This window comes from Enterococcus sp. S183_ASV_20 (genome assembly GCF_018919685.1).
Classification (GTDB): domain Bacteria; phylum Bacillota; class Bacilli; order Lactobacillales; family Enterococcaceae; genus Enterococcus; species Enterococcus faecalis.
The window spans coordinates 1-21,982 of sequence record NZ_JAHLRI010000035.1 but is presented as its reverse complement, the minus strand read 5'-3'; the positions used below and the strand labels follow the sequence as shown (position 1 = coordinate 21,982).

Genomic DNA, 21,982 nt, shown 5'->3' with positions numbered 1-21,982 from the left:
ACAGCGTAAAGAAAGTCTTGATATAACTGATAGCCTACACGCAAAGCAGGGCTCCCTTTCAGTAAGCGATCCACAATATCGGTCTCTGTTAAATGAGCTTTGAAGCCAGGTCGCCAAAGGCGTCGAGTATAATCAAGCTTGCGTTCATCTTTTTGAAGAAGTTTCCAGTATCTTTTTAATTGCTTACCTAATTGATAGTGTTTTTGTTCTTTGCTTTTTAATAGTTGGTTCGTTTCTTTGATTCGATGATTGCGAAAGGTACGACCAATATGTTGGACGATGTGAAACCGGTCAATAATCAGCTGTGCTTTTGGAAACAGCTTTTTAACGAGCGATACATAAGGAGCGTACATATCAATCACGATCCATTCGACCGCTTCACGAATTTCTCGTGAAAAATGACTAAAATAACGTTTTAAAAAAGGCAGTTGTCGGTTCTCGACAATGTCCAATAAGCGCTGTGTTTGTCCATCCATCATGATGAAACTCATAGCACCTGAAACACCCCGAACTGATTTGAATTCATCAAAACAAAGTACCTTAGGTAACGGTGTCCGAAAAGGATTCAACGGACGATAAAATCGCTTCATAATACGGTAAACAGAAGAGACCGATAGATTTTTCTGAGCGGCGATCTCTGTCATTGAGGTATTTTTTTTCAGACGAGTCACGACAGACCAGCGGACTTTCTCACTGATGAAACAATGTTTTTTCGCAACAGAAGTATCTGCGACAAAGGTCCGCTGACAAGCTTTGCATTTGAAGCGTTGCTTTTTCAATTCGAGGTAGGTACGGTATTCAGAAACATCGTTCATTAACAACCGGACGGTTGTTGTACCCCCACGCACAATATCTGAAGCAATCTGGTGTTTACAGTGGATGCATTCTTGGGCTGTATAAATCAAGTTTCCACGATAAATATGACAGATTTGCCCTTTGTATTTTTCTTTTGTGAGACAATTTTCGTTAAAAGTAACTGATAAGTCTAGAATATCTAATGTTTCTTTGATAAGGTGAGTGTAAGACATCTTGATTCCTCCTTTTGGGTTGGTTCGCCAAATTAATTCTAAAGGATTTCAAGGTGTCTTTTCTATATGTTTTGGAAAATAAAAAAGATGCTGGTGTCATCCACCAACATCAAAAAGTATAGAGCCCCTTTTTTAGGAGGGCTTAGTTTTTTGTACCCAGTTTAAGAATACCTTTATCATGTGATTCTAAAGTATCCAGAGAATATCTGTATGCTTTGTATACCTATGGTTATGCATAAAAATCCCAGTGATAAAAGTATTTATCACTGGGATTTTTATGCCCTTTTGGGTTTTTGAATGGAGGAAAATCACATGAAAATTATTAATATTGGAGTTTTAGCTCATGTTGATGCAGGAAAAACTACCTTAACAGAAAGCTTATTATATAACAGTGGAGCGATTACAGAATTAGGAAGCGTGGACAAAGGTACAACGAGGACGGATAATACGCTTTTAGAACGTCAGAGAGGAATTACAATTCAGACAGGAATAACCTCTTTTCAGTGGGAAAATACGAAGGTGAACATCATAGACACGCCAGGACATATGGATTTCTTAGCAGAAGTATATCGTTCATTATCAGTTTTAGATGGGGCAATTCTACTTATTTCTGCAAAAGATGGCGTACAAGCACAAACTCGTATATTATTTCATGCACTTAGGAAAATGGGGATTCCCACAATCTTTTTTATCAATAAGATTGACCAAAATGGAATTGATTTATCAACGGTTTATCAGGATATTAAAGAGAAACTTTCTGCCGAAATTGTAATCAAACAGAAGGTAGAACTGTATCCTAATATGTGTGTGACGAACTTTACCGAATCTGAACAATGGGATACGGTAATAGAGGGAAACGATGACCTTTTAGAGAAATATATGTCCGGTAAATCATTAGAAGCATTGGAACTCGAACAAGAGGAAAGCATAAGATTTCAGAATTGTTCTCTGTTCCCTCTTTATCATGGAAGTGCAAAAAGTAATATAGGGATTGATAACCTTATAGAAGTTATTACTAATAAATTTTATTCATCAACACATCGAGGTCCGTCTGAACTTTGCGGAAATGTTTTCAAAATTGAATATACAAAAAAAAGACAACGTCTTGCATATATACGCCTTTATAGTGGAGTACTACATTTACGAGATTCGGTTAGAGTATCAGAAAAAGAAAAAATAAAAGTTACAGAAATGTATACTTCAATAAATGGTGAATTATGTAAGATTGATAGAGCTTATTCTGGAGAAATTGTTATTTTGCAAAATGAGTTTTTGAAGTTAAATAGTGTTCTTGGAGATACAAAACTATTGCCACAGAGAAAAAAGATTGAAAATCCGCACCCTCTACTACAAACAACTGTTGAACCGAGTAAACCTGAACAGAGAGAAATGTTGCTTGATGCCCTTTTGGAAATCTCAGATAGTGATCCGCTTCTACGATATTACGTGGATTCTACGACACATGAAATTATACTTTCTTTCTTAGGGAAAGTACAAATGGAAGTGATTAGTGCACTGTTGCAAGAAAAGTATCATGTGGAGATAGAACTAAAAGAGCCTACAGTCATTTATATGGAGAGACCGTTAAAAAATGCAGAATATACCATTCACATCGAAGTGCCGCCAAATCCTTTCTGGGCTTCCATTGGTTTATCTGTATCACCGCTTCCGTTGGGAAGTGGAATGCAGTATGAGAGCTCGGTTTCTCTTGGATACTTAAATCAATCATTTCAAAATGCAGTTATGGAAGGGATACGCTATGGTTGCGAACAAGGATTATATGGTTGGAATGTGACGGACTGTAAAATCTGTTTTAAGTATGGCTTATACTATAGCCCTGTTAGTACCCCAGCAGATTTTCGGATGCTTGCTCCTATTGTATTGGAACAAGTCTTAAAAAAAGCTGGAACAGAATTGTTAGAGCCATATCTTAGTTTTAAAATTTATGCGCCACAGGAATATCTTTCACGAGCATACAACGATGCTCCTAAATATTGTGCGAACATCGTAGACACTCAATTGAAAAATAATGAGGTCATTCTTAGTGGAGAAATCCCTGCTCGGTGTATTCAAGAATATCGTAGTGATTTAACTTTCTTTACAAATGGACGTAGTGTTTGTTTAACAGAGTTAAAAGGGTACCATGTTACTACCGGTGAACCTGTTTGCCAGCCCCGTCGTCCAAATAGTCGGATAGATAAAGTACGATATATGTTCAATAAAATAACTTAGTGTATTTTATGTTGTTATATAAATGTGGCTTCTTGTTAAACGAGATGAAATATTTTTTAATAAAGATTTGAATTAAAGTGTAAAGGAGGAGATAGTTATTATAAACTACAAGTGGATATTGTGTCCTGTATGTGGAAATAAAACACGATTAAAGATAAGGGAAGATACTGAATTAAAAAAATTCCCCCTCTATTGTCCGAAATGCAGACAAGAAAATTTAATTGAAATAAAGCAGTTCAAAGTAACTGTGATTACAGAGCCAGACGCAAAGACGCAGAGCCGATAAAATGAGATTAATACAATCTCATTTTATCGGCTCTTTCCGTTATGTATGGATTCTTTTAATTAGTCTTCGATGTTTCTTGCTTCGTTGATACCGCTGGCTAAAGATTCCATTAAGGATAGTTCTTTGTCTGTAAAGCTATCCATGTATTTCTCTATCTGTAATCGTCGGGTGCTTTTTACCAAGTTATTAGCAGGTAAGAAAAATTCATCAACGGAAACATGAAGTAACGATACAAGGTCATAAAGAACTTGTATGCTGGGGTGTTGCCCTTTATTTTCAATATTAGTTAAGTACCGTGGGTCAATTTCAATCAATGCTCCCACTTGTTCACGAGTTAAACCTCGTTTCAATCGAGCTTCTTTAATGGCTAAACCAAAGGCTCTAAAATCATATTTATCTTCTTTTTTACGCATAGTAGACCACCTCTATACATTTTATTGTTCCTACTGAATTAAAAACAGGTATAGAAAAACGTGTTATATGGTTTATAGGTTTATATTTAATAAAAAGCACTACTAAACGCCAATAAAAAAAACCGTTATATGGTAGTGCTATTTACGCTGTTAAAATATTGTATATTACTTCCAAATGGCGGTTTGTTGGAGGTCAACGTCGCCATGAAGTACATCATATACAATAAATTTCCTTACATTGGGTTCTTGTCAAAAAAAGTCGTTTATCTGCAATAGATAAGTACGTCCACCAATGTGGTTTTATAAATCATATAGATAGAATAACAGAAGCATGTAAACAGAGAAATAAATCTGTTTATATGCTTTTTTGGCTATTCAGAACTTTTTTACAAAGTTTATTTATCAGTAATGCAACAAATCCCCCTTTCACATTGGGACTAAGAGTGAAAGGAGATAAACGAGCAAGGCTCACTTCCTTTCCTAGACAGAAAGGGGGTGAGAAACATGAAACCATCTTCTTTTCAGACCACAATAGAAAATCAGTTTGACTATATCTGTAAACGTGCTATGGAAGACGAGCGAAAGAATTATATGCTTTATCTTTCAAGGATTGCAAAGCGTGAGGTGTCCTTTTCGGATGTTGGCGATTATCTTGTTAGCCAGTTTGCGACAACAGATAACTATTCAACTGACTTTCAGATTTTTACACTCAATGGGTTATCAGTAGGCGTTGAAAATGATTTGTTGAGTGAAGCATTACGTGAGTTGCCAGACAAGAAACGTGAAATTCTACTGCTGTTTTACTTTATGGACATGAGCGATTCAGAAATTGCAGACCTGTTGAAATTGAACCGTTCTACTGTCTATCGGCATAGAACCAGTGGACTAGCCTTAATTAAAAAGTTTATGGAGGAATTTGAAGAATGAAAACACAATATCCTATGATTCCCTTTCCTCTCATTGTAAAGGCAACAGATGGCGATACCGAAGCGATTAACCAGATTCTACATCATTACAGAGGGTACATAACGAAGCGTTCCCTACGACTTATGAAAGATGAATATGGCAATCAAAGTATGGTCGTTGATGAAGTCTTACGTGGAAGAATGGAAACCAGACTGATTACAAAGATTTTGTCATTTGAAATTAAGTAATATCCTCTCTCCTTTCGTGGAAGCGTGCTAAACCATTCCACGCTTCCCGAACAGGGAGGTTTGTTATTCCACCAAAGCATATTGAGCTTTCAATGTGTTTTGATAGGCTAACGAGCCATTGTTCTTTGAAAACTGAATAAAAGTAATCGAATACGTTTCGATAAGAAAAGAGCCAACGGAACTAACCGCCATGACCTATCTTATAAAGATAGCGAGCGATTCATGTTAGTGATCCGAGAAGCAATCTTTAGCAGGATTGCCTGCAACGACATTCTTATCGTGATAATGATACTCCCATACAGTCAATAGTCCGAGCGTGATAAAACCGTCGCAGGCAATGAGTATGGCTACATGAGAACCATGCAGGGGTGGAACTCCCGTGAGCTTTGCTAAAGCTGTTCGATTGCTGGTAAAACAACTTTTATGAAATCCAAATAAGTGATTTGGAAAGGAGGATTTTATGAAGCAGACTGACATTCCTATTTGGGAACGTTATACCCTAACCATTGAAGAAGCGTCAAAATATTTTCGTATTGGCGAAAACAAGCTACGACGCTTGGCAGAGGAAAATAAAAATGCAAATTGGCTGATTATGAATGGCAATCGTATTCAGATTAAACGAAAACAATTTGAAAAAATTATAGATACATTGGACGCAATCTAGCGTCGCCAAAGGGTCTTGTATATGATAAAATAGTATTAAGTCGTATCAAGGCTCTTTCCATAAAGGAAAGGAGCAAATGCCATGTCAGAAAAAAGACGTGACAATAAAGGTCGAATCTTAAAGACTGGAGAGAGCCAACGAAAAGACGGAAGATACTTATACAAATATATAGATTCATTTGGAGAACCGCAATTTGTTTACTCGTGGAAACTTGTGGCTACAGACCGAGTACCAGCAGGAAAGCGTGATTGTATCTCACTTAGAGAGAAAATCGCAGAGTTACAGAAAGACATTCATGATGGTATTGATGTTGTAGGAAAGAAAATGACACTCTGCCAGCTTTACGCAAAACAGAACGCTCAAAGACCAAAGGTTAGAAAAAACACTGAAACTGGACGCAAATATCTTATGGATATTTTGAAGAAAGACAAGTTAGGTGTAAGAAGTATTGACAGTATTAAGCCATCAGACGCTAAAGAATGGGCTATTAGAATGAGTGAAAATGGTTATGCTTATCAAACCATCAATAACTACAAACGTTCTTTAAAGGCTTCATTCTATATTGCTATACAAGATGATTGTGTTCGGAAGAATCCATTTGACTTTCAACTGAAAGCAGTTCTTGATGATGATACTGTCCCTAAGACCGTACTAACAGAAGAACAGGAAGAAAAACTGTTAGCCTTTGCAAAAGCTGATAAAACCTACAGCAAAAATTATGATGAAATTCTGATACTCTTAAAAACAGGTCTTCGTATTTCAGAGTTTGGTGGTTTGACACTTCCAGATTTAGATTTTGAGAATCGTCTTGTCAATATAGACCATCAGCTATTGAGAGATACTGAAATTGGGTACTACATTGAAACACCAAAGACCAAAAGTGGCGAACGTCAAGTTCCTATGGTTGAAGAAGCCTATCAAGCATTTAAGCGAGTGTTAGCGAATCGAAAGAATGATAAGCGTGTTGAGATTGATGGATATAGTGATTTCCTCTTTCTTAATAGAAAGAACTATCCAAAAGTGGCAAGTGATTACAACGGCATGATGAAAGGTCTTGTTAAGAAATACAATAAGTATAACGAGGATAAATTGCCACACATCACTCCACATAGTTTGCGACATACATTCTGTACCAACTATGCAAATGCAGGAATGAATCCAAAGGCATTACAGTACATTATGGGACATGCTAATATAGCCATGACGCTGAACTATTACGCACATGCTACATTCGATTCTGCTATGGCAGAGATGAACCGCTTGGAAAAAAAGAAACAGCAGGAACGTCTTGTTGCTTAGTAGTACAGATGAATTTACTACTAATTTACCACTTCTGACAGTCAATTCATGAGGAAATATATAAGGAAACGTGAAGTATCTTCCAACAGTAAAAATGCTCGAAGCCCTTTAGAATAAGGATTTGCGAGCATTTAATGAGATTTAAAAGGATAATTAGAAATCTATGTTTTGTTTATGGCAAAAAATGTTGTTTTTCTGAAAAGTCTATTCACACTTTTTTTAATGCACAACAAAAAAACAGAGAATTTTTCTCTGCTTTTTTGGTTATTTTTTAGAATCTTTTTCTGATTCCTTTACAATATAAATTGGTCGTTTTTTCGTTTCTAAGAAAATTTTGCCGATATATTTACCAATAATTCCTAAACATAATAGTTGCAAACCACCTACAAAAAGTACAATACAAACCATTGAAGGCCAGCCGCTTGTTGGATCACCATTAACTAATGTTCGAAAGATAATCACTAACATTGCTAGTGCAGAACCAATACACGAAAAGGCGCCAACGTATGAAGCAATATTCAATGGTGTTTCTGAAAAATTGACAATCCCGTCAATTGAATAACTTAATAGACTCCAGAAAGACCAAGAGGTTTCTCCAGCAATTCGTTCTCGATTTTTAAATTCAATATATTCTGTTTTAAAGCCGACCCAACTAAAAATCCCTTTTGAGAAACGATTATACTCAGATAACTCTAAAATCGCATCGACCATTTGTCGGGTCATGACACGGAAGTCACGGGCACCATCCACCATTTCCGTCTCAGCAATTCGATTAATGAGTTTATAGAACATCCGTGCAAAAAAGCTACGAATGGGCGGTTCGCCGTCTCTTGTTATGCGTCGTGTGCCAACACAATCTAAATCTGTACTGGTTTCAATCATCTCAATCATTTGAGGTAATAACTCAGGCGGGTCTTGTAAATCAACGTCCATGACTGTCACTAAGTCACCTGTTGCTTCTTTTAAACCAGCGTATAAGCCTGCTTCTTTCCCAAAATTTCGTGAAAAAGAAAGATAACGGACCTTCTCTGGATGTTCGCGATAAAGCTGTCTTAAAACAGCTAACGTCTTATCTTTTGAGCCATCATTCACAAATATATATTCTACTGAATGAGACAGTTGCTGGCTAATTTTTTCTACTTCTTCAAAAAACAGCGGAATCGCTGCTTCCTCATTATAACAAGGGACAACAATTGATAACATTTTATTTCCTCCACACTTCAGTTAATTATCATTATACCATATAATAGCCTTATTAAATAACGATATCCAACTAAAAAGAACTTAAATAGAAAGAACCTGGGGAAAAAATCCAAAACGATTTTTTCTCAGGCTGACTAGCGGTTAAACGAAAGCAACAGAAATAGTCCTACGCACTACTTCAGCCTCTTTTGTTTAGCACTAAAATTATTTTGTTAAATCTTCTTGGTTTGCTTCAAATTGATAACGCGGTTCATCATTCTTTTCATCATAATCAACAATCAAATCATACCCTTTAAAGAACCAATCATCTGTTTCTTCAATAAAATAGGTAATCCCATCTAGGTTCTCTTTAATCATTGGCTCATCTGGCGCTTCTACAGACATCGCAATGGAAAAACCATCATGAACAGGTGTTTTTCCGTAAATTTTTCCGAAAAAACGAATGCCTGTCTCAGGCTGAACCCCGGTTTCGTCTTTAAACCATTGTTGGGCTTTCGGTGTCACTTCTAATTTCATTCTTTGTTCCTCCTTCACATCTCTGTCGCCATTTATTGTAGCACAGCGCAGTGCTTTTAGAGAATAAAGTGCTTAGCCATTCATTTTTTCATCTAATAAATCGACATCTGCGGTATCACCGATAACTAATAAATTGTCGTTTTCTCGAACAATTTCAGAAGCATCTGGCGAAGCAATTACTTCTGTTTTCGAGCGGCGGATCGCTACCACAGTTAAACCAAATCGCTGACGGAAATTTAATTCTGCTAAGGTTTTATTGTAAAATTTAGGATTGGTGACCCGAACCTCAGCTAATGAAAATTCGCTAGATAATTCAATATAATCTAAAATATTGCGTGAAACAAGTTTATGGGCAATTCGAATACCCATATCTCGCTCTGGGTGAACGACCATATCTGCCCCAATTTTATCTAAGACACGGGCATGATATTCATTGACTGCTTTGGCCAAGACATTGGGAACCCCCATCTCTTTAACCATTAGTGTCACTAAAATACTCGCTTGAATATCTTCACCAATTGCCACCACTACGTGATCAAAATTCCGAATTCCTAAAGAACGCAACGTCATTTCATCTTGGGCGTTAGCCACCACTGCATGCGTTGCAATATTCATATATTCATTGACACGGTCTTCACTGCTGTCAATGGCCAAAACTTCTTGACCAGCTTCCACCAAAGTTTGGCATATGCTGCCGCCAAAACGTCCTAAACCAATAATTGCAAAATTTTGTTTCATTTCTTCTGACCGCTCCTGTCTGTTCGTTAAAATTAGTATAACAAATCCATAAATAAATTCCTAGAAGGATTTCCTAGAATTTATTTATGGATTTATCTGATATTTATTTGGCTAAACCATGTTGAAAAGCATAAATCGCCGCTTGGGTCCGATCATCCACATCTAGTTTTGCTAAAATGTTTGAAACATGTGTTTTAACTGTTTTCAAAGTGATAAAGAGTTCATCAGCTATTTCCTGATTACTTTTACCTTGTGCAATCAACATTAAAATTTCGTGTTCCCGGTTTGTCAAATCTTCGTGCAACACCGGCTCTTGTTTTTTTGTTAACCGTTCCATCATCTTATGCGTCACTTCAGGTTCCAACACACGCTCTCCGCGATAAGTCGCCCGAATTGCATCAGCAATCTCATGTGCTGTTGATGTTTTTAATAGGTAGCCCGCTGCACCAGCTTCAATCGCCGGATACACTTTTTCATCATCAATAAAACTCGTCACAATAATAATCTTGGCTTCTGGCCAATCTTTCAAGATCGCTTTTGTTGAATCAATGCCGTCCATTTCTTCCATTACCAAATCCATCAAAATAACATCTGGACGTAGTTCCAATGCTTTTTCATAGCCAATCTTACCGTTTTCTGCTTCGCCTACGACTTCTATATCCTCTTGAATAGATAAATATGATGAAACGCCTAAACGGACCATTTCATGGTCATCCACTAACATTACTTTGATCACTTGCAGTTTCCTCCTTTATGACAGGAACTTTAATTTCAACGCTGGTTCCCTGCCCTTTAAAACTAATAATTTTAACTGTACCGCCCATGCCGACAACACGTTCTCGAATATTATTTAAGCCATAACTACCGGCTTTATTACTTTGTTCCTTCATATCAAAGCCGACACCATCATCAACAATACGCAATAACACGTTTTTATCGACTTGGTGTAAGTATACCTCTAATTCCTTTGCTTTGGCATGTCTTAAGGTATTTGAAAGTAACTCCTGCACAATTCGGAAAAGATGATCCTCAATGCTGCTATTTAAATGAACATCTTCAACATCCCAAATCAATTCAATTTTAATTTTTGTTTGTAGTTCTTTCAGTAATTGTTCAATACCTTTACGCAAACTTTTTCCTTCTAGACTGATAGGACGCAAGTGCAATAGTAGCGCGCGCATTTCCGATTGGGAGGCATTAATGATTTCTGCCACCATGGCTAGTTGTTTACGATATGGTTCCGGGGTTTCTGTTCGTTGTGCTTGTTCATTTAATGCAGACAACATCATCATGGCTGCAAAAAGTTGTTGACTGACTGAATCATGCAACTCCCGCGCCAAACGATGCCGCTCGTTCTCTAAAATTTCTTCTTTTGTTTGCCCATCCATTAATTGCGGTCGACTGTTTAATAATTGCAATTCTTTAGACATCTCTAATAATTTATTTTTAATCGACCAAATATCTTGTTCGACTTCGGTTAGATAATGGTCTTGATTTTCACTGGTCGTTGGTTTGTTTAAGACTGGACTTTCATAATTACCGTTGGCCAATAACCGAAGTTTTTCTTCAATCCGTCCATATTGCCCTTTTTGAACCAATGAAATCAGTAAAAAGGTCAATAAGCCTATTAGTAAGGATATGAGAACAATGTGCACAATTAGTGGTAGATAAAAGACTTTTCTCTGAAGAAGCTCTAATAGCCACCGGTTTTGTTTAATCGAATGAAAATATGAAAACAATGTAATTAAGATAACAATAAAGGTGCTAAGGGACGCATATAATGAAATCATGCGTCTTGAAATCCGATCGGTCATACACGGATCACCTCAACATCTCCTACTAAAGTGTTCGTCATAATTTTCAAACGACGAAGATTGGTATCATAATCATTGCTGTAAATTTTTAATGATTCGTTTTTCAATTGATATTTTTCTTCTTCAAAACGTACCGTTCCGTAAAAAGTTGAATGTTCTAACAAAATAGCTACACCTAACGGCACTAGAATTCGCGTGCGGCCAAAACCTTTACGAATAATAATAATATTGTCTTCTTTCGGTAGTAGCGTATTACCTAAATCAATAATGGTGTCCCCAGAGATTAAATCAATATTGATATCGTCCCATTCATAGATATTGTTACCAATGCGTTCGTTGGCAAACCAGCGGCGTTTAAATCGTTTGCCATTTTTAGGTTCTTTTGCCGCCGTCTCCACCATAATCATTTGTTTTTTTCGCCAAGGTGCTCGCTCAGCTATATCCACGCCTGAAATCTCAAAGCCTTTTAAGCCGATAAAGATTACGCCAAAAATCAACATAAACCAAACAGCCGTGCTATTCATTGCACCAATGACAATAAAAACAACGCCGAGGACGAATTGAAAGTTGTTAAAATGTGTTTTAGATGCTTTCCTGGAAACATAGGCCACAAGTAAAACGCCAATTGTTAATAAAACAGCTAATCCAGGATTATGTACAATTTGCCATAACGCCAGAATAAAAAGTAATGCTTCTGCGACGATAAAAAAGCGCCAAGGGTTATTCATAGATTTGCCTCCTCCCTCTGTCATTTATTTTACTCGTTTATTTTATTTAATCATAGTGGTTTGCGCCTCAGGTTACCATAGGACTTTAGCCCTAAATGTCTTAGATTGCGAAAGGACAGGCCTTGGAAGCTGCCTGCCCTACTCAATTATTTAGTTTGCTTCAACTTTTGTAATTTTAACTGTCATGTCGCCACCAGGTGTTGCAATAATCACTTGGTCGCCTAATTGTTTACCAATTAAGGCTTGCGCAATCGGTGAATCGTTAGAAATTTTACCAGAAAATGGATCGGCTTCGGCACTTCCTACGATTGTGTATTCCTCTTCTTCTCCATCAGGCAATTCTTGGAAAGTAACTGTTTTACCGATGGAAACTTCGTCTTGGTCCACGCCATCATTATCGATGATTTCTGCAAAACGAATCATATTTTCTAACGTTGTAATACGTCCTTCAACGAAAGCTTGTTCATCTTTAGCTGATTCATACTCTGAGTTCTCTGAAAGATCCCCAAAGCTACGAGCGATTTTAATACGCTCTACGATTTCTTTACGTTTAATTGTTTTTAATTCTTCTAGCTCTTGTTCTAATTTTTCTTTTCCTTCAAGAGTCATTGGATATACTTTTTCTACCATGTTAATTCTCCTTTTTCGCTTAACGATACGTAGTTCTTGGTTGGTTATTGAAAAAAATTCCGCTTTCAATCCACAAAAGAGTACCACGCTTTTTCTAAATTGTAAATATAATTATTGAATTTTTGTGATTTTGCTAAATTTTATTTATATAAATTTCTAGTTGCTACTCTTTCCCTCTGTTAAACAGATTACTTTTTGAGTATCTAAAAGCTTGGTGAATCATACAAAATTGATTCACCAAGCTCTTTTATGTTTTCATTTTATTCACTACTTGAATTATTGACATACTGATCTACTAATACTTGATGTTCTTCATATGTTTTTGAGAAGTATACTTTTCCTGTAGAAATATCTGCTACAAAGTATAAATAGTCACTTGGTGTCGGATTCAAGACTGCTTTAATTGACTCCTCACTTGGGCTATCTAATGGTCCTGGTCCATAACCAGTATTTTTATACAAGTTATAAGACGAGTCCACTTCCAAGTCAGCATACGTTACAGTTTCTTTGTGTTCTCCTAGAGCATACAAAATAGAAATATCTGATTGGATTGGCATATCGGCAGCCAAGCGGTTAAAGAATACTTGCGCAATTTGTTTGCGGTCTGCTTCTTTGACTCCTTCTTTTTCAACCAATGAAGCTAACGTTAAGACTTGCTGATTGGTTAAATTCTTTGCATGAATTGTCGGCGTATATTGTTCCATTACTGTGTTCATTTTAGCAATCATTTGTTCGACAAATTCAGGAAGTGTTGCTTTTTTGTAGTAATCATAAGTTGCCGGGAACAAATAGCCTTCTAAGCGATAACGAACACCTTCTGCAGTTGCAGCACTTTCAAGTAAATCAGGATACTTAGCCTTCATTTGATTGAAGAAGTCTTCGTTTTTCATTAATGCAATGAAATCTGCTTTCTTGAAATCTGTATTTTTTTCAATGGCTTCGCCAATTTTATCTATATCGTAGCCTTCAGGAATCGTTACTTTACCATCTGCGATTTTAGTTGGTTCTGGCGTGCCTCCTTCTTTTAGCATTTCACCAATTTCATCGAGTGTCATGCTTGGAGACATTTGATAATAGCCCGCTTGAAAATCTGTTAAGTTTTTAAATTTTACGTAGTAGTTAAAAACCATTCCGCTTTTTATGACGTTGCTTTCTTCTAAAACCGCAGCAATTTGCTTATTAGAAGATCCTTCTGGGATATGCACTTGAACAAGCTTCTTATTGTTCTTGTCTAGTGGCTGTAGCCCAGCATCTACATATTTATAAAAAGTAAACCCAAAGATTGCCATCATTAAAACCAATACAGAAACTACAATTAACACGATACGACCGACTAAACGATCTTCTTTTTTACGTGTTTGTTTTTTTGTATTTGTTGGCTTTTCGTCTGTTTCAATCGGGGTTGGCTCTTCGACTGTCTGTGTTGTCTTGTCTTTCCCACGTCTTCGAGCAGCTCTAGAACCTGCACGTGTTTGTGTTGTGCGGCTCGCTGTTTCTTGTGATTCATCAGATGAAGGTTGGGGAGACCTATCATTTTTTTCAGAGGAATCAGGTTGATCGCCATCATTTCTACCTTTTAAAGACCCAGTTACTTGATCTCTAAGCGAAGATTTGGGATCTTGGTTATTTTGGTTATCATTAGCCAAAACTAACCCTCCTTACTATTCTATCGTTTATGACTGAAACTATTATACATGAAACCTCTTTAAAATTAAATGTTTTTAATAAAAAGACCGTCATTCCCCGATAAAAAATTCATCATTGACAACGTTTAAAGCCTATGATGGCGCTTTTCTATTGAAACGATAATAATTCTTAAAATCCTCCTAAATTTATCGAAAATCTATTTTCTATTAAGAATTTTGTAGCAAAATAGCACCTAAGTCTTTAGGCGATTGTACTAGGAATGTTGCTCCCGCCTCTTGTAATTCTGTTTCTTCACCAAATCCATACAAGACACCTATACTATCTAAGCCATTTTGTTGAGCACCAAGAATGTCATGATTACGATCACCAACCATGATAATCGCTTCTTTGGTTGGGTCTAATTGAGCTTCCGTTAATGCATACTGAATCACATCTGCTTTTTTAGAACGATGACCGTCCATGCTCGCTCCATAGATGCCTGTAAAATAACGATCTAAATCAAAATGAGTAATAATCTTTTTAGCAAATTCTTCTGGTTTGGAAGTCGCAATGTATAACTTTGCTCCCGCTTCCTTTAACCTTGTTAGTACCTCTGGGATCCCTGGATACACATGATTTTCAAACATACCTTTTCTCTGATAATACGCTCGATAATGACCCACGGCTTGTTGCGCTGCTTCAGCTGAAGGCGCCATGTGCAAAAATGACTCATATAAAGGCGGCCCTATGAAAGAACGTAACGTCTCCTCGCTAGGAGCTGGCCAGCCTAATTGTTCTGTTGCGTATAAAATAGAACGCATAATGCCGCTACCAGAATCCGTAATTGTGCCATCTAAATCAAATAAAATCGTTTGATACATCTTCACTTCACTACTTTCTAGCATTTTTTGTCTAATTGATTCTTCAAAATAAGATACGCAAAAGAAGCACATTTTTCAGCGCTTCTCTGCCTTTTTATTTATTTTGCTGTAAACGAATCTGGTTTTTTATCTGATTGCTGCATTTCATAGGCAATGGCTTCAACGATTCGACGGCTAGCTTGACCATCCCCATACGGATTTTGTGCATGCGCCATCGCGTGGTAAGCATCAGAATCAGTCAATAATGTTTTCGCCTCTTGATAGACTACTTGTTCGTCTGTACCAACCAATTTCAATGTTCCTGCCGCTACGCCTTCTGGACGTTCCGTTGTATCTCGTAAAACTAAAACTGGCACACCTAAGGAAGGAGCTTCTTCTTGCACACCGCCAGAATCAGTTAAAATTAACGCACTTTTCGCTGCAAAATTTTGAAAATCTTTGACATCCAATGGTTCAATTAAATGCACACGAGCTAATTCACCTAAGTGTTCCGCTACTATTTCACGGACTTTGGGATTTTTGTGCATGGGGAAAATGACTTCAATTTCTGGATGTTCCATTACAAGTCGACGAACAGCTTTAAACACATTTGCCATTGGCAGGCCTAAATTTTCACGACGATGCATTGTAATTAGCACGATGCGCTGGTCTGTAGGGATTTTTTCCAATAAATCATTTTGATAGTGGGCATCAACAGTGTACGCCATCGCGTCAATCGCTGTATTGCCAGTCACATAAATATGTTCTTCTGGATGATTTTCTTTGATTAAATTGTCCTTACTTTGAGTGGTTGGGGCAAAATAAATATCAGTTAACACGTCTACCAGTTGACGATTCATTTCTTCTGGAAACGGAGAATATTTTTGCCAGGTCCGCAATCCTGCTTCCACATGTCCCACTGGAATCTGTTGATAAAAAGCAGCCAATGCAGCCGCAAATGACGTGGTTGTATCGCCATGAACCAAGACAATATCCGGCTGTTCTGTCACAAGAACCTCAGTTAATAAATTCAAAACACGACTTGTAATATCTGTTAAGGTTTGCCCATCTTTCATGATATTTAAATCATGATTCGGTGTAATTTGAAAATCTTCTAACACTTGATCCAACATTTGGCGATGTTGCGCTGTTACGACTACTACAGAGTCAAATCCTTGACTTTGCTCTTCTAAAACTTTGATTAAGGGAGCCATTTTGATTGCTTCTGGCCGTGTTCCAAAAACCGTCATTACTTTAATTTTCTTCATCATTTTCCTCCTAATTCTATGTTAGTTTCGGGTATTTTTGTTGGCGAAATTCTTCTGCTCGTTGAACATAATGTAAGGCGTTCATATGATTACTGGCTATTTCTGCTGCCGTTAACGGACGGATAACCTTCGCGGGTCGACCAAATGCTAAAACATTTGGCGGGATAATTTTGCCTTCTGTCACTAAAGAGCCCGCACCAATCAGGCTGTTTTCTCCAATAATAGCATTATTTAGAATCGTTGACCCCATGCCAATCAAAGCACCATCACCGATTTTACAACCGTGTAACATGCATTGATGGCCCACCGTTACATACTTGCCTACAATTGTCGGGGCATCTTCATCAACATGAATAATCGTGCCATCTTGAATATTACTACCTTCACCAATGGTAATTGTGTTACTGTCACCTCTTAAGACCGACTGAAACCAAATATTACTATCCTTCGCTAGTTGTACGTTTCCATAGACATCTGCACTAGCAGCAATAAAATATTCTTTTTTCAAACGCTGTCACCTCTTTTCATTAAGTATAGACAAGAATTCCTCACTTTCATAGTAAAAAAGACAAGAAAAACGACTGTCTTTTCAGACAGCCGTTTTTTTATTCCTCATAGTCGCCTTCTTCAGCAAATTGACTATTGTATAGTTTTTCATAGAAGCCACCTTGTTCCAGCAACTCATGATGCGTACCTTTTTCAATGATTTCTCCTTGTTTCATAACAAGAATTAAATCAGCTTCACGAATAGTTGATAGGCGGTGGGCAATAACGAAACTCGTTCGTCCTTCCATAACACGATCCATTGCTTTTTGAATTAAGGCTTCCAAGCGTGTATCGACTGAACTAGTCGCCTCATCTAAAATCAAAATTTTCGGATCAGAAATTACCGCTCGGGCAATGGTCAACAATTGTTTTTGACCAAGGGAAACGTTATCTCCCTCAGAATTGATTTCCATTTCATACCCGTCTGGCATTGTCCGAATGAAGTGATCCACATTGGCCGTTTTCGCTGCATCCACAACTTCATAATCCGTGGCATCTAACTTCCCAAAACGAATGTTATCTGCAATGGTACCTTTATACAACCAAGCATCTTGCAATACCATTCCAAATACAGATCGGACATCACTACGGTTCATTTTTTTCGTGTCAATGCCATCAATTTTAATGGCGCCTTCTGTTACATCATAAAAACGCATCAGTAAGTTGATTAAGGTTGTTTTCCCAGCGCCAGTTGGTCCCACAATCGCAACCATTTGGCCCGCATCAACTTTAAAGTTCAAATTACGAATTAACGGTTTTTCTGGGTCATAACTAAAGCTGACATTTTCAAATTCAACAGAGCCTAAAATAGGTTCTGGTAAAGGAACATCTTGTTCGTTAAGTTCTTCTTCTGGCTCATCTAGGATTTCAAAAATCCGCATGGTCGAAGCTGAAGCGCTTTGTAAAGCTGCAGACAACTGCGTAATATTCCCCATTGGTTGGCTAATTTGCCAAATATATTGAATAAACGCTTGTAATTGCCCCACTACAATCACACCAGCAACCACATAGTAACTACCAAGGACAGCTACCCCGATATAGGTCCCATAAGCGGTCATCTGAACCAATGGCAACATTAATCCTGAGATAAAGGATGCTTTGAAACCAAAACCATTTAAACGATGATTGACTTGTTTAAAGCCTTCAAGGGTTTCTTTTTCCCGACCATATAGTTTTAAAACACTGAACCCAGTCATATTTTCTTGGACATAACCATTTAAGTCTCCTAAAGAATTTTGCATTCCTTGGAAATATTTCTGGGAGATTTTAACAATTGTTCTGGAAATAATCAGAGACAACGGAATCATAATCACTGAAAAAATCGCCATCAGCGGATTGATTAAGAACATCATCACTACCGCCATCACAATACCTAAGACTGCTGAAACAATATTGATAAAACTTTGTTGCATCGCATTGCTGACAGCATCCACATCGTTCGTCACCCGTGACAAAATATTTCCTTGTTGGTTCTTATCAAAATAAGAAACTGGCAAACGATTGATTTTTTCTTCAATATCGCGACGTAAATCGCGCATGGATTGTTGAACGACATTCGTCATTAAAAAGCCTGACAAAAATTGTGCCACACAATAACCTGTTCCCACAACTAAAATCCAAATTAAACATTGGATTACATAATCAAAATTAATGGATTCGCCAGCCGCAATATTACGGCTAATTTCTGTCGTTGGTAATCCAGTCAAATAAGGCAACGCTGCATTAAAGGCAACGGTTAATATTGTAAATAAAATAACTAAATAAAACGTCACTCGGTACGGTTTAATATAGCGACCGATTCGTTTCATAGAAGAAAAGGCGTGTTTCATGCTAATTCCTCCTCTGACAATTGAGAAGCCGCAATATCATAGTAAATTGGACAAGTCTCAAGTAATTCACGATGTGTGCCAATTCCGACCACGTCGCCTTCGTTTAAAACAACAATGCGGTCCGCATGCATAATTGTTCCAACACGTTGTGCCACAATTAAAACAGTGGATTCTGTTGTTTCTTTTTTCAGACGCGCTCGTAAATTTGCATCTGTTTGATAATCTAACGCAGAAAAACTATCATCAAATATATAAATTTCCGGATTGCGAATAATCGCCCGTGCGATAGCTAAACGTTGTTTTTGACCACCAGAAAAGTTCGTGCCACCTTCTGAAAGAGGTTCATCATAGCCTTGCGGTTTTTGTGAAACAAATTCTGTGGCTTGAGCAATGTCAATTGCTCGTTCCATTTCTTCTAACGTCGCATCTTCCTTACCGTAGCGAAGGTTATCAGCAATTGTACCAGTAAAAAGTAACGCTTTTTGTGGAATATAGCCAATCTTATTGCGTAATGCACTAAGTTTGTACTCTTTTACGTTCACTCCATCGATTAAAATTTCACCTTCTGATACATCATAAAACCGTGGAATCAATTGAATTAATGTTGATTTCCCACTACCTGTGCTCCCAATGAAGGCCACTGTTTCACCAGGTGACGCCTTAAAACTTACATTGCGGATGACTGGGCTTTCCGCATGTCCAGGATAGGCAAAGGTTACATTTTTAAACTCTAGATAGCCTTTAGTAGCTGTTTCTGTTACGCCTTCTTCTTCACGAATAGCTGGTTCCATGTCTAAGGCTTCTTGAATCCGCGAAGCCGAAACCGCAGCCCGCGGATACATCATAAAGACACTGGCAAATAACATAAACGAGAACAGCGCATGAAAAATATATTCAATAAAAGCAATTAAATTCCCAACTTCTAAATCCCCATGGCTGATTTGAACAGTCCCGCTCCAAATGATTAAGACCATCACAATATTAAATAAGAAAAAGAACCCTGGTTGGGCTGCTGCCATTAAACGAAACAGACTTTTTGAACTTTTAGTGTAAGTTTCATTGACTTTATTAAAACGAGATTCTTCAAATTTTTCATTAACAAATGCGCGTATTACCCGCAATCCAGAAAGATTTTCTCTTAAAATCCCATTGATTCCATCTAAGTTCTTTTGTTGCTTTTTAGATAACGGTTCTGACAAACGAGCAATTCCGACAACGGCTAGCAGTAGAAAAGGCAAGGCACCTAAAACGTACATTCCTAACGACGGACTCGTCCGCATCACCATGTAAAGACTGGCAATAAACATCACTGGCGTCATAAAGCCAAGACGTAAAATATTTCCCATGAAGAGCATAATTTGGTATGCATCATTGGTAGTTCGCGTAATTAAGGAAGAAACCCCAATACTTTCATATTCACTGTGTGAGAAAGTTTGAATCTTTTCAAATAAATCATCACGAATATCACGAACAATGTTTGTTGTAATTCTGGCACCAAAGTACCCCAGCAAAATATTCATTGCGACACCAATAATCGTAATTACAACCATCCAAATCCCTTGCTGATAAATATAGTCCATATCTCTAGGAATAATTCCTTTGTCAATCATTCGTGCTAAAATGGTCGGCAAACCTAATTCAATCAAAATAAAACCAAACACACAAATAAAATCAGCAAAAAGTAATTTCTTATAACGCATTGTGTAACGCCACATTAACTTCAATTAATCATCTCCTTCTTATCTTACTTTAAATTTTCTAGTACTCCCACTGTATCAAAAAGAAATCGGTAATACAAGCTGTCTGGCTAGAAAAAACAGCCTTTCTCTTTCTATCCTTTCTCTTTTAGATTTTCTAAAAAATAGATAATTTTAATGATTTACTTATACGATTAAAATTGCTACTTCCTTTTGATTGTGCCATAATTGGGAAAAACTGAAAGGACCCTTTGAATGAAAAAATTATTCTTCATTTTTCTCGGTTCCTGTACGTTTGCTTTAGGCACGTTAGGAATCTTTTTGCCGCTTTTACCCACCACTGGTTTTTATTTATTAACGGCCTTTTTTTGGATGCGTAGTTCAGATAAACTTTATAACAAATTTTTAGCTTCTTCTTATTATCAAAAATATATCCAAGAAGCCTTCTTTGAGAAAAAAATTACTCGTAAAGACAAATGGAAACTATTTATTTCCATGTTTCTTTTATTTGCCATTCCGTGTTTAATTGTCCGAAATACGTTGATGACTACGACTTTAGCGATTGTTTATTTAGCTCACGTGATTGGCTTAAGTTGGTATTGGCGTCCTAAAAAAAAGGCACTCGAACTTGATCAAGAATAAGGCGAAACAAGAAGTTTGTTTTTTTTAAAAGTCCAGTGAGTGTTTCTATACTTCCTTATCATTCTATGATAAAATAAGCTTAATTGTTGTTATTCACAACACACGGGACGGTTGAAAAAAGAACACATAAAATCAAATACCCAGAATGAAGCAAAGTCGAGGCTTCATTTCATCATTAACAGATGTTTTTGATGAGCATTCTTTTTTAGGTGATCAGCACCTCGTTTTGTTGTGTTTAATTTTCTGTCTTAAAATGAAAAAAACTATAAATTGCTACTATTAGTAGCTGAAGGAGAAATGAATCGATGATTTACAAAGTATACTATCAAGAAACAAAAATCAGAAACCCAAAAAGAGAAGACACAAAATCTCTTTACATGGAAGCCGATAGCGATGTAATCGTGCGCCAATTAGTTGAAGAAAATACCCCATACAATATTGAATACGTTCAATTATTAGACGAAAAACATCTTGCTTACGAGCAAGAACATGCGGACTTCACTCTAACGGAGTTTTAACATGAAAGTAAACATAAAAAATAACGAAACTGGCGTTTTTGCAATCGGTGGTTTAGGCGAAATTGGAAAAAACACATATGGGGTACAATTCCAAGATGAAATTATCATTATTGATGCTGGGATCAAATTCCCAGAAGATGATTTACTTGGGATTGACTACGTGATTCCAGATTATAGCTACATCGTTCAAAATTTGCATAAAGTCAAAGCACTCGTTATTACCCACGGTCATGAAGACCATATTGGTGGCGTTCCTTATCTTTTACGTCAAGCGAATATCCCAATCTATGC

Annotated in this window: 26 protein-coding genes; 10 read left to right on the top strand and 16 right to left on the bottom strand. The window is 37.1% G+C overall.

Annotated features, from left to right (window positions below):
* The coding region (locus KQI94_RS11255) for an ISL3-like element IS1251 family transposase (protein ID WP_216454425.1) at positions 1-1,028 on the bottom strand (1,028 nt) is incomplete at its 3' end.
* A 180-nt stretch (positions 1,029-1,208) separates the two neighbouring features.
* Here KQI94_RS11255 and KQI94_RS11250 point away from each other — a divergent pair.
* From KQI94_RS11250 to KQI94_RS11240, 3 genes are all read left to right on the top strand, one after another.
* Positions 1,209-1,325 (top strand): tetracycline resistance determinant leader peptide, encoded by a 117-nt coding sequence (locus KQI94_RS11250; RefSeq protein WP_001791010.1) that lies wholly within the window; start codon positions 1,209-1,211, stop codon positions 1,323-1,325.
* Between the two features lie 15 nt (positions 1,326-1,340).
* Positions 1,341-3,260 carry a tetracycline resistance ribosomal protection protein Tet(M) gene (tet(M), locus tag KQI94_RS11245; RefSeq protein WP_000691736.1) on the top strand — a complete coding sequence of 640 codons (1,920 nt, stop codon included), beginning with the start codon at positions 1,341-1,343 and terminating at the stop codon, positions 3,258-3,260.
* A 118-nt stretch (positions 3,261-3,378) separates the two neighbouring features.
* Positions 3,379-3,546: a cysteine-rich KTR domain-containing protein gene (locus KQI94_RS11240; protein WP_000336323.1), complete on the top strand. Its 168-nt coding sequence runs from the start codon at positions 3,379-3,381 to the stop codon at positions 3,544-3,546.
* A gap of 59 nt (positions 3,547-3,605) precedes the next feature.
* On the opposite strand, the gene KQI94_RS11235 is transcribed toward KQI94_RS11240, so the two are convergent.
* Entirely contained in the window at positions 3,606-3,959 is a 354-nt protein-coding gene (locus tag KQI94_RS11235) for a helix-turn-helix transcriptional regulator (RefSeq protein WP_001227347.1), read from the bottom strand.
* Positions 3,960-4,463: 504 nt separating this feature from the next.
* Here KQI94_RS11235 and KQI94_RS11230 point away from each other — a divergent pair.
* Positions 4,464-4,886, top strand: coding sequence for a sigma-70 family RNA polymerase sigma factor (locus tag KQI94_RS11230; protein WP_000804885.1), 423 nt, complete (start codon positions 4,464-4,466; stop codon positions 4,884-4,886).
* Complete coding sequence (locus KQI94_RS11225; RefSeq protein ID WP_000857133.1) at positions 4,883-5,113, top strand: helix-turn-helix domain-containing protein; 231 nt, start codon at positions 4,883-4,885, stop codon at positions 5,111-5,113. Before KQI94_RS11230 ends, KQI94_RS11225 begins: the two co-directional genes overlap by 4 nt.
* 225 nt (positions 5,114-5,338) lie before the next feature.
* Here the strand turns inward: KQI94_RS11225 and KQI94_RS16575 are convergent, their stop codons facing one another.
* Positions 5,339-5,590, bottom strand: a complete 252-nt coding sequence (locus tag KQI94_RS16575; RefSeq protein WP_001845478.1) for a hypothetical protein — start codon at positions 5,588-5,590, stop codon at positions 5,339-5,341.
* On the opposite strand from KQI94_RS16575, the gene KQI94_RS11220 reads away from it, so the two are divergent.
* Both KQI94_RS11220 and KQI94_RS11215 read left to right on the top strand, forming a co-directional pair.
* A complete protein-coding gene (locus KQI94_RS11220) occupies positions 5,574-5,777 on the top strand; it encodes an excisionase (RefSeq protein ID WP_000814511.1) in 204 nt (67 codons plus the stop codon). The two genes, KQI94_RS16575 and KQI94_RS11220, sit on opposite strands and share 17 nt — an antisense overlap.
* An 81-nt stretch (positions 5,778-5,858) precedes the next feature.
* Positions 5,859-7,076 carry a tyrosine-type recombinase/integrase gene (locus KQI94_RS11215; RefSeq protein ID WP_002368319.1) on the top strand — a complete coding sequence of 406 codons (1,218 nt, stop codon included), beginning with the start codon at positions 5,859-5,861 and terminating at the stop codon, positions 7,074-7,076.
* Between the two features lie 264 nt (positions 7,077-7,340).
* Here KQI94_RS11215 and KQI94_RS11210 read toward each other — a convergent pair whose 3' ends face one another.
* The 13 genes from KQI94_RS11210 to efrA form a co-directional block, all read right to left on the bottom strand.
* Positions 7,341-8,279, bottom strand: coding sequence for a glycosyltransferase family 2 protein (locus tag KQI94_RS11210; RefSeq protein WP_002355141.1), 939 nt, complete (start codon positions 8,277-8,279; stop codon positions 7,341-7,343).
* 204 nt (positions 8,280-8,483) lie between these two features.
* Positions 8,484-8,813: an iron-sulfur cluster biosynthesis protein gene (locus tag KQI94_RS11205; protein WP_002368320.1), complete on the bottom strand. Its 330-nt coding sequence runs from the start codon at positions 8,811-8,813 to the stop codon at positions 8,484-8,486.
* A gap of 54 nt (positions 8,814-8,867) precedes the next feature.
* On the bottom strand, positions 8,868-9,533 hold the full coding sequence (locus tag KQI94_RS11200) for a TrkA family potassium uptake protein (RefSeq protein ID WP_002355139.1): 666 nt from the start codon (positions 9,531-9,533) through the stop codon (positions 8,868-8,870).
* A 103-nt stretch (positions 9,534-9,636) separates the two neighbouring features.
* Positions 9,637-10,269: a response regulator transcription factor gene (locus KQI94_RS11195; RefSeq protein WP_002355137.1), complete on the bottom strand. Its 633-nt coding sequence runs from the start codon at positions 10,267-10,269 to the stop codon at positions 9,637-9,639.
* Positions 10,244-11,347, bottom strand: a complete 1,104-nt coding sequence (locus KQI94_RS11190; protein ID WP_002365182.1) for a sensor histidine kinase — start codon at positions 11,345-11,347, stop codon at positions 10,244-10,246. The genes KQI94_RS11195 and KQI94_RS11190 overlap by 26 nt, the downstream gene beginning before the upstream one ends.
* Complete coding sequence (gene liaF, locus KQI94_RS11185) at positions 11,344-12,075, bottom strand: cell wall-active antibiotics response protein LiaF (protein WP_253296172.1); 732 nt, start codon at positions 12,073-12,075, stop codon at positions 11,344-11,346. Before liaF ends, KQI94_RS11190 begins: the two co-directional genes overlap by 4 nt.
* Before the next feature lie 150 nt (positions 12,076-12,225).
* Positions 12,226-12,705 carry a transcription elongation factor GreA gene (gene greA / locus KQI94_RS11180; protein WP_002355133.1) on the bottom strand — a complete coding sequence of 160 codons (480 nt, stop codon included), beginning with the start codon at positions 12,703-12,705 and terminating at the stop codon, positions 12,226-12,228.
* A gap of 260 nt (positions 12,706-12,965) precedes the next feature.
* Positions 12,966-14,351 (bottom strand): endolytic transglycosylase MltG, encoded by a 1,386-nt coding sequence (mltG, locus tag KQI94_RS11175; RefSeq protein WP_002375722.1) that lies wholly within the window; start codon positions 14,349-14,351, stop codon positions 12,966-12,968.
* Positions 14,352-14,558: 207 nt separating this feature from the next.
* Positions 14,559-15,236, bottom strand: coding sequence for an HAD family hydrolase (locus tag KQI94_RS11170; protein WP_002386325.1), 678 nt, complete (start codon positions 15,234-15,236; stop codon positions 14,559-14,561).
* Positions 15,237-15,310: 74 nt separating this feature from the next.
* Complete coding sequence (gene wecB, locus KQI94_RS11165) at positions 15,311-16,462, bottom strand: UDP-N-acetylglucosamine 2-epimerase (non-hydrolyzing) (RefSeq protein WP_002390715.1); 1,152 nt, start codon at positions 16,460-16,462, stop codon at positions 15,311-15,313.
* 13 nt (positions 16,463-16,475) lie between these two features.
* Positions 16,476-16,967, bottom strand: coding sequence for a gamma carbonic anhydrase family protein (locus KQI94_RS11160; RefSeq protein ID WP_002368322.1), 492 nt, complete (start codon positions 16,965-16,967; stop codon positions 16,476-16,478).
* Between the two features lie 97 nt (positions 16,968-17,064).
* A complete protein-coding gene (gene efrB / locus KQI94_RS11155; RefSeq protein WP_002365186.1) occupies positions 17,065-18,834 on the bottom strand; it encodes a multidrug efflux ABC transporter subunit EfrB in 1,770 nt (589 codons plus the stop codon).
* Positions 18,831-20,558, bottom strand: a complete 1,728-nt coding sequence (gene efrA / locus KQI94_RS11150; protein WP_002414139.1) for a multidrug efflux ABC transporter subunit EfrA — start codon at positions 20,556-20,558, stop codon at positions 18,831-18,833. The genes efrB and efrA overlap by 4 nt, the downstream gene beginning before the upstream one ends.
* A gap of 228 nt (positions 20,559-20,786) precedes the next feature.
* On the opposite strand from efrA, the gene KQI94_RS11145 reads away from it, so the two are divergent.
* The 3 genes from KQI94_RS11145 to KQI94_RS11135 form a co-directional block, all read left to right on the top strand.
* Positions 20,787-21,173, top strand: a complete 387-nt coding sequence (locus tag KQI94_RS11145; RefSeq protein ID WP_002368324.1) for a YbaN family protein — start codon at positions 20,787-20,789, stop codon at positions 21,171-21,173.
* A gap of 305 nt (positions 21,174-21,478) precedes the next feature.
* The gene (locus KQI94_RS11140) at positions 21,479-21,691 is read left to right on the top strand and encodes a DNA-directed RNA polymerase subunit epsilon (protein WP_002355123.1); all 213 of its coding nucleotides are present in this window, start codon (positions 21,479-21,481) and stop codon (positions 21,689-21,691) included.
* Between the two features lies 1 nt (position 21,692).
* Positions 21,693-21,982, top strand: a 290-nt coding sequence (locus tag KQI94_RS11135; RefSeq protein WP_216454422.1) for an MBL fold metallo-hydrolase, incomplete at its 3' end; no start/stop codon positions are given.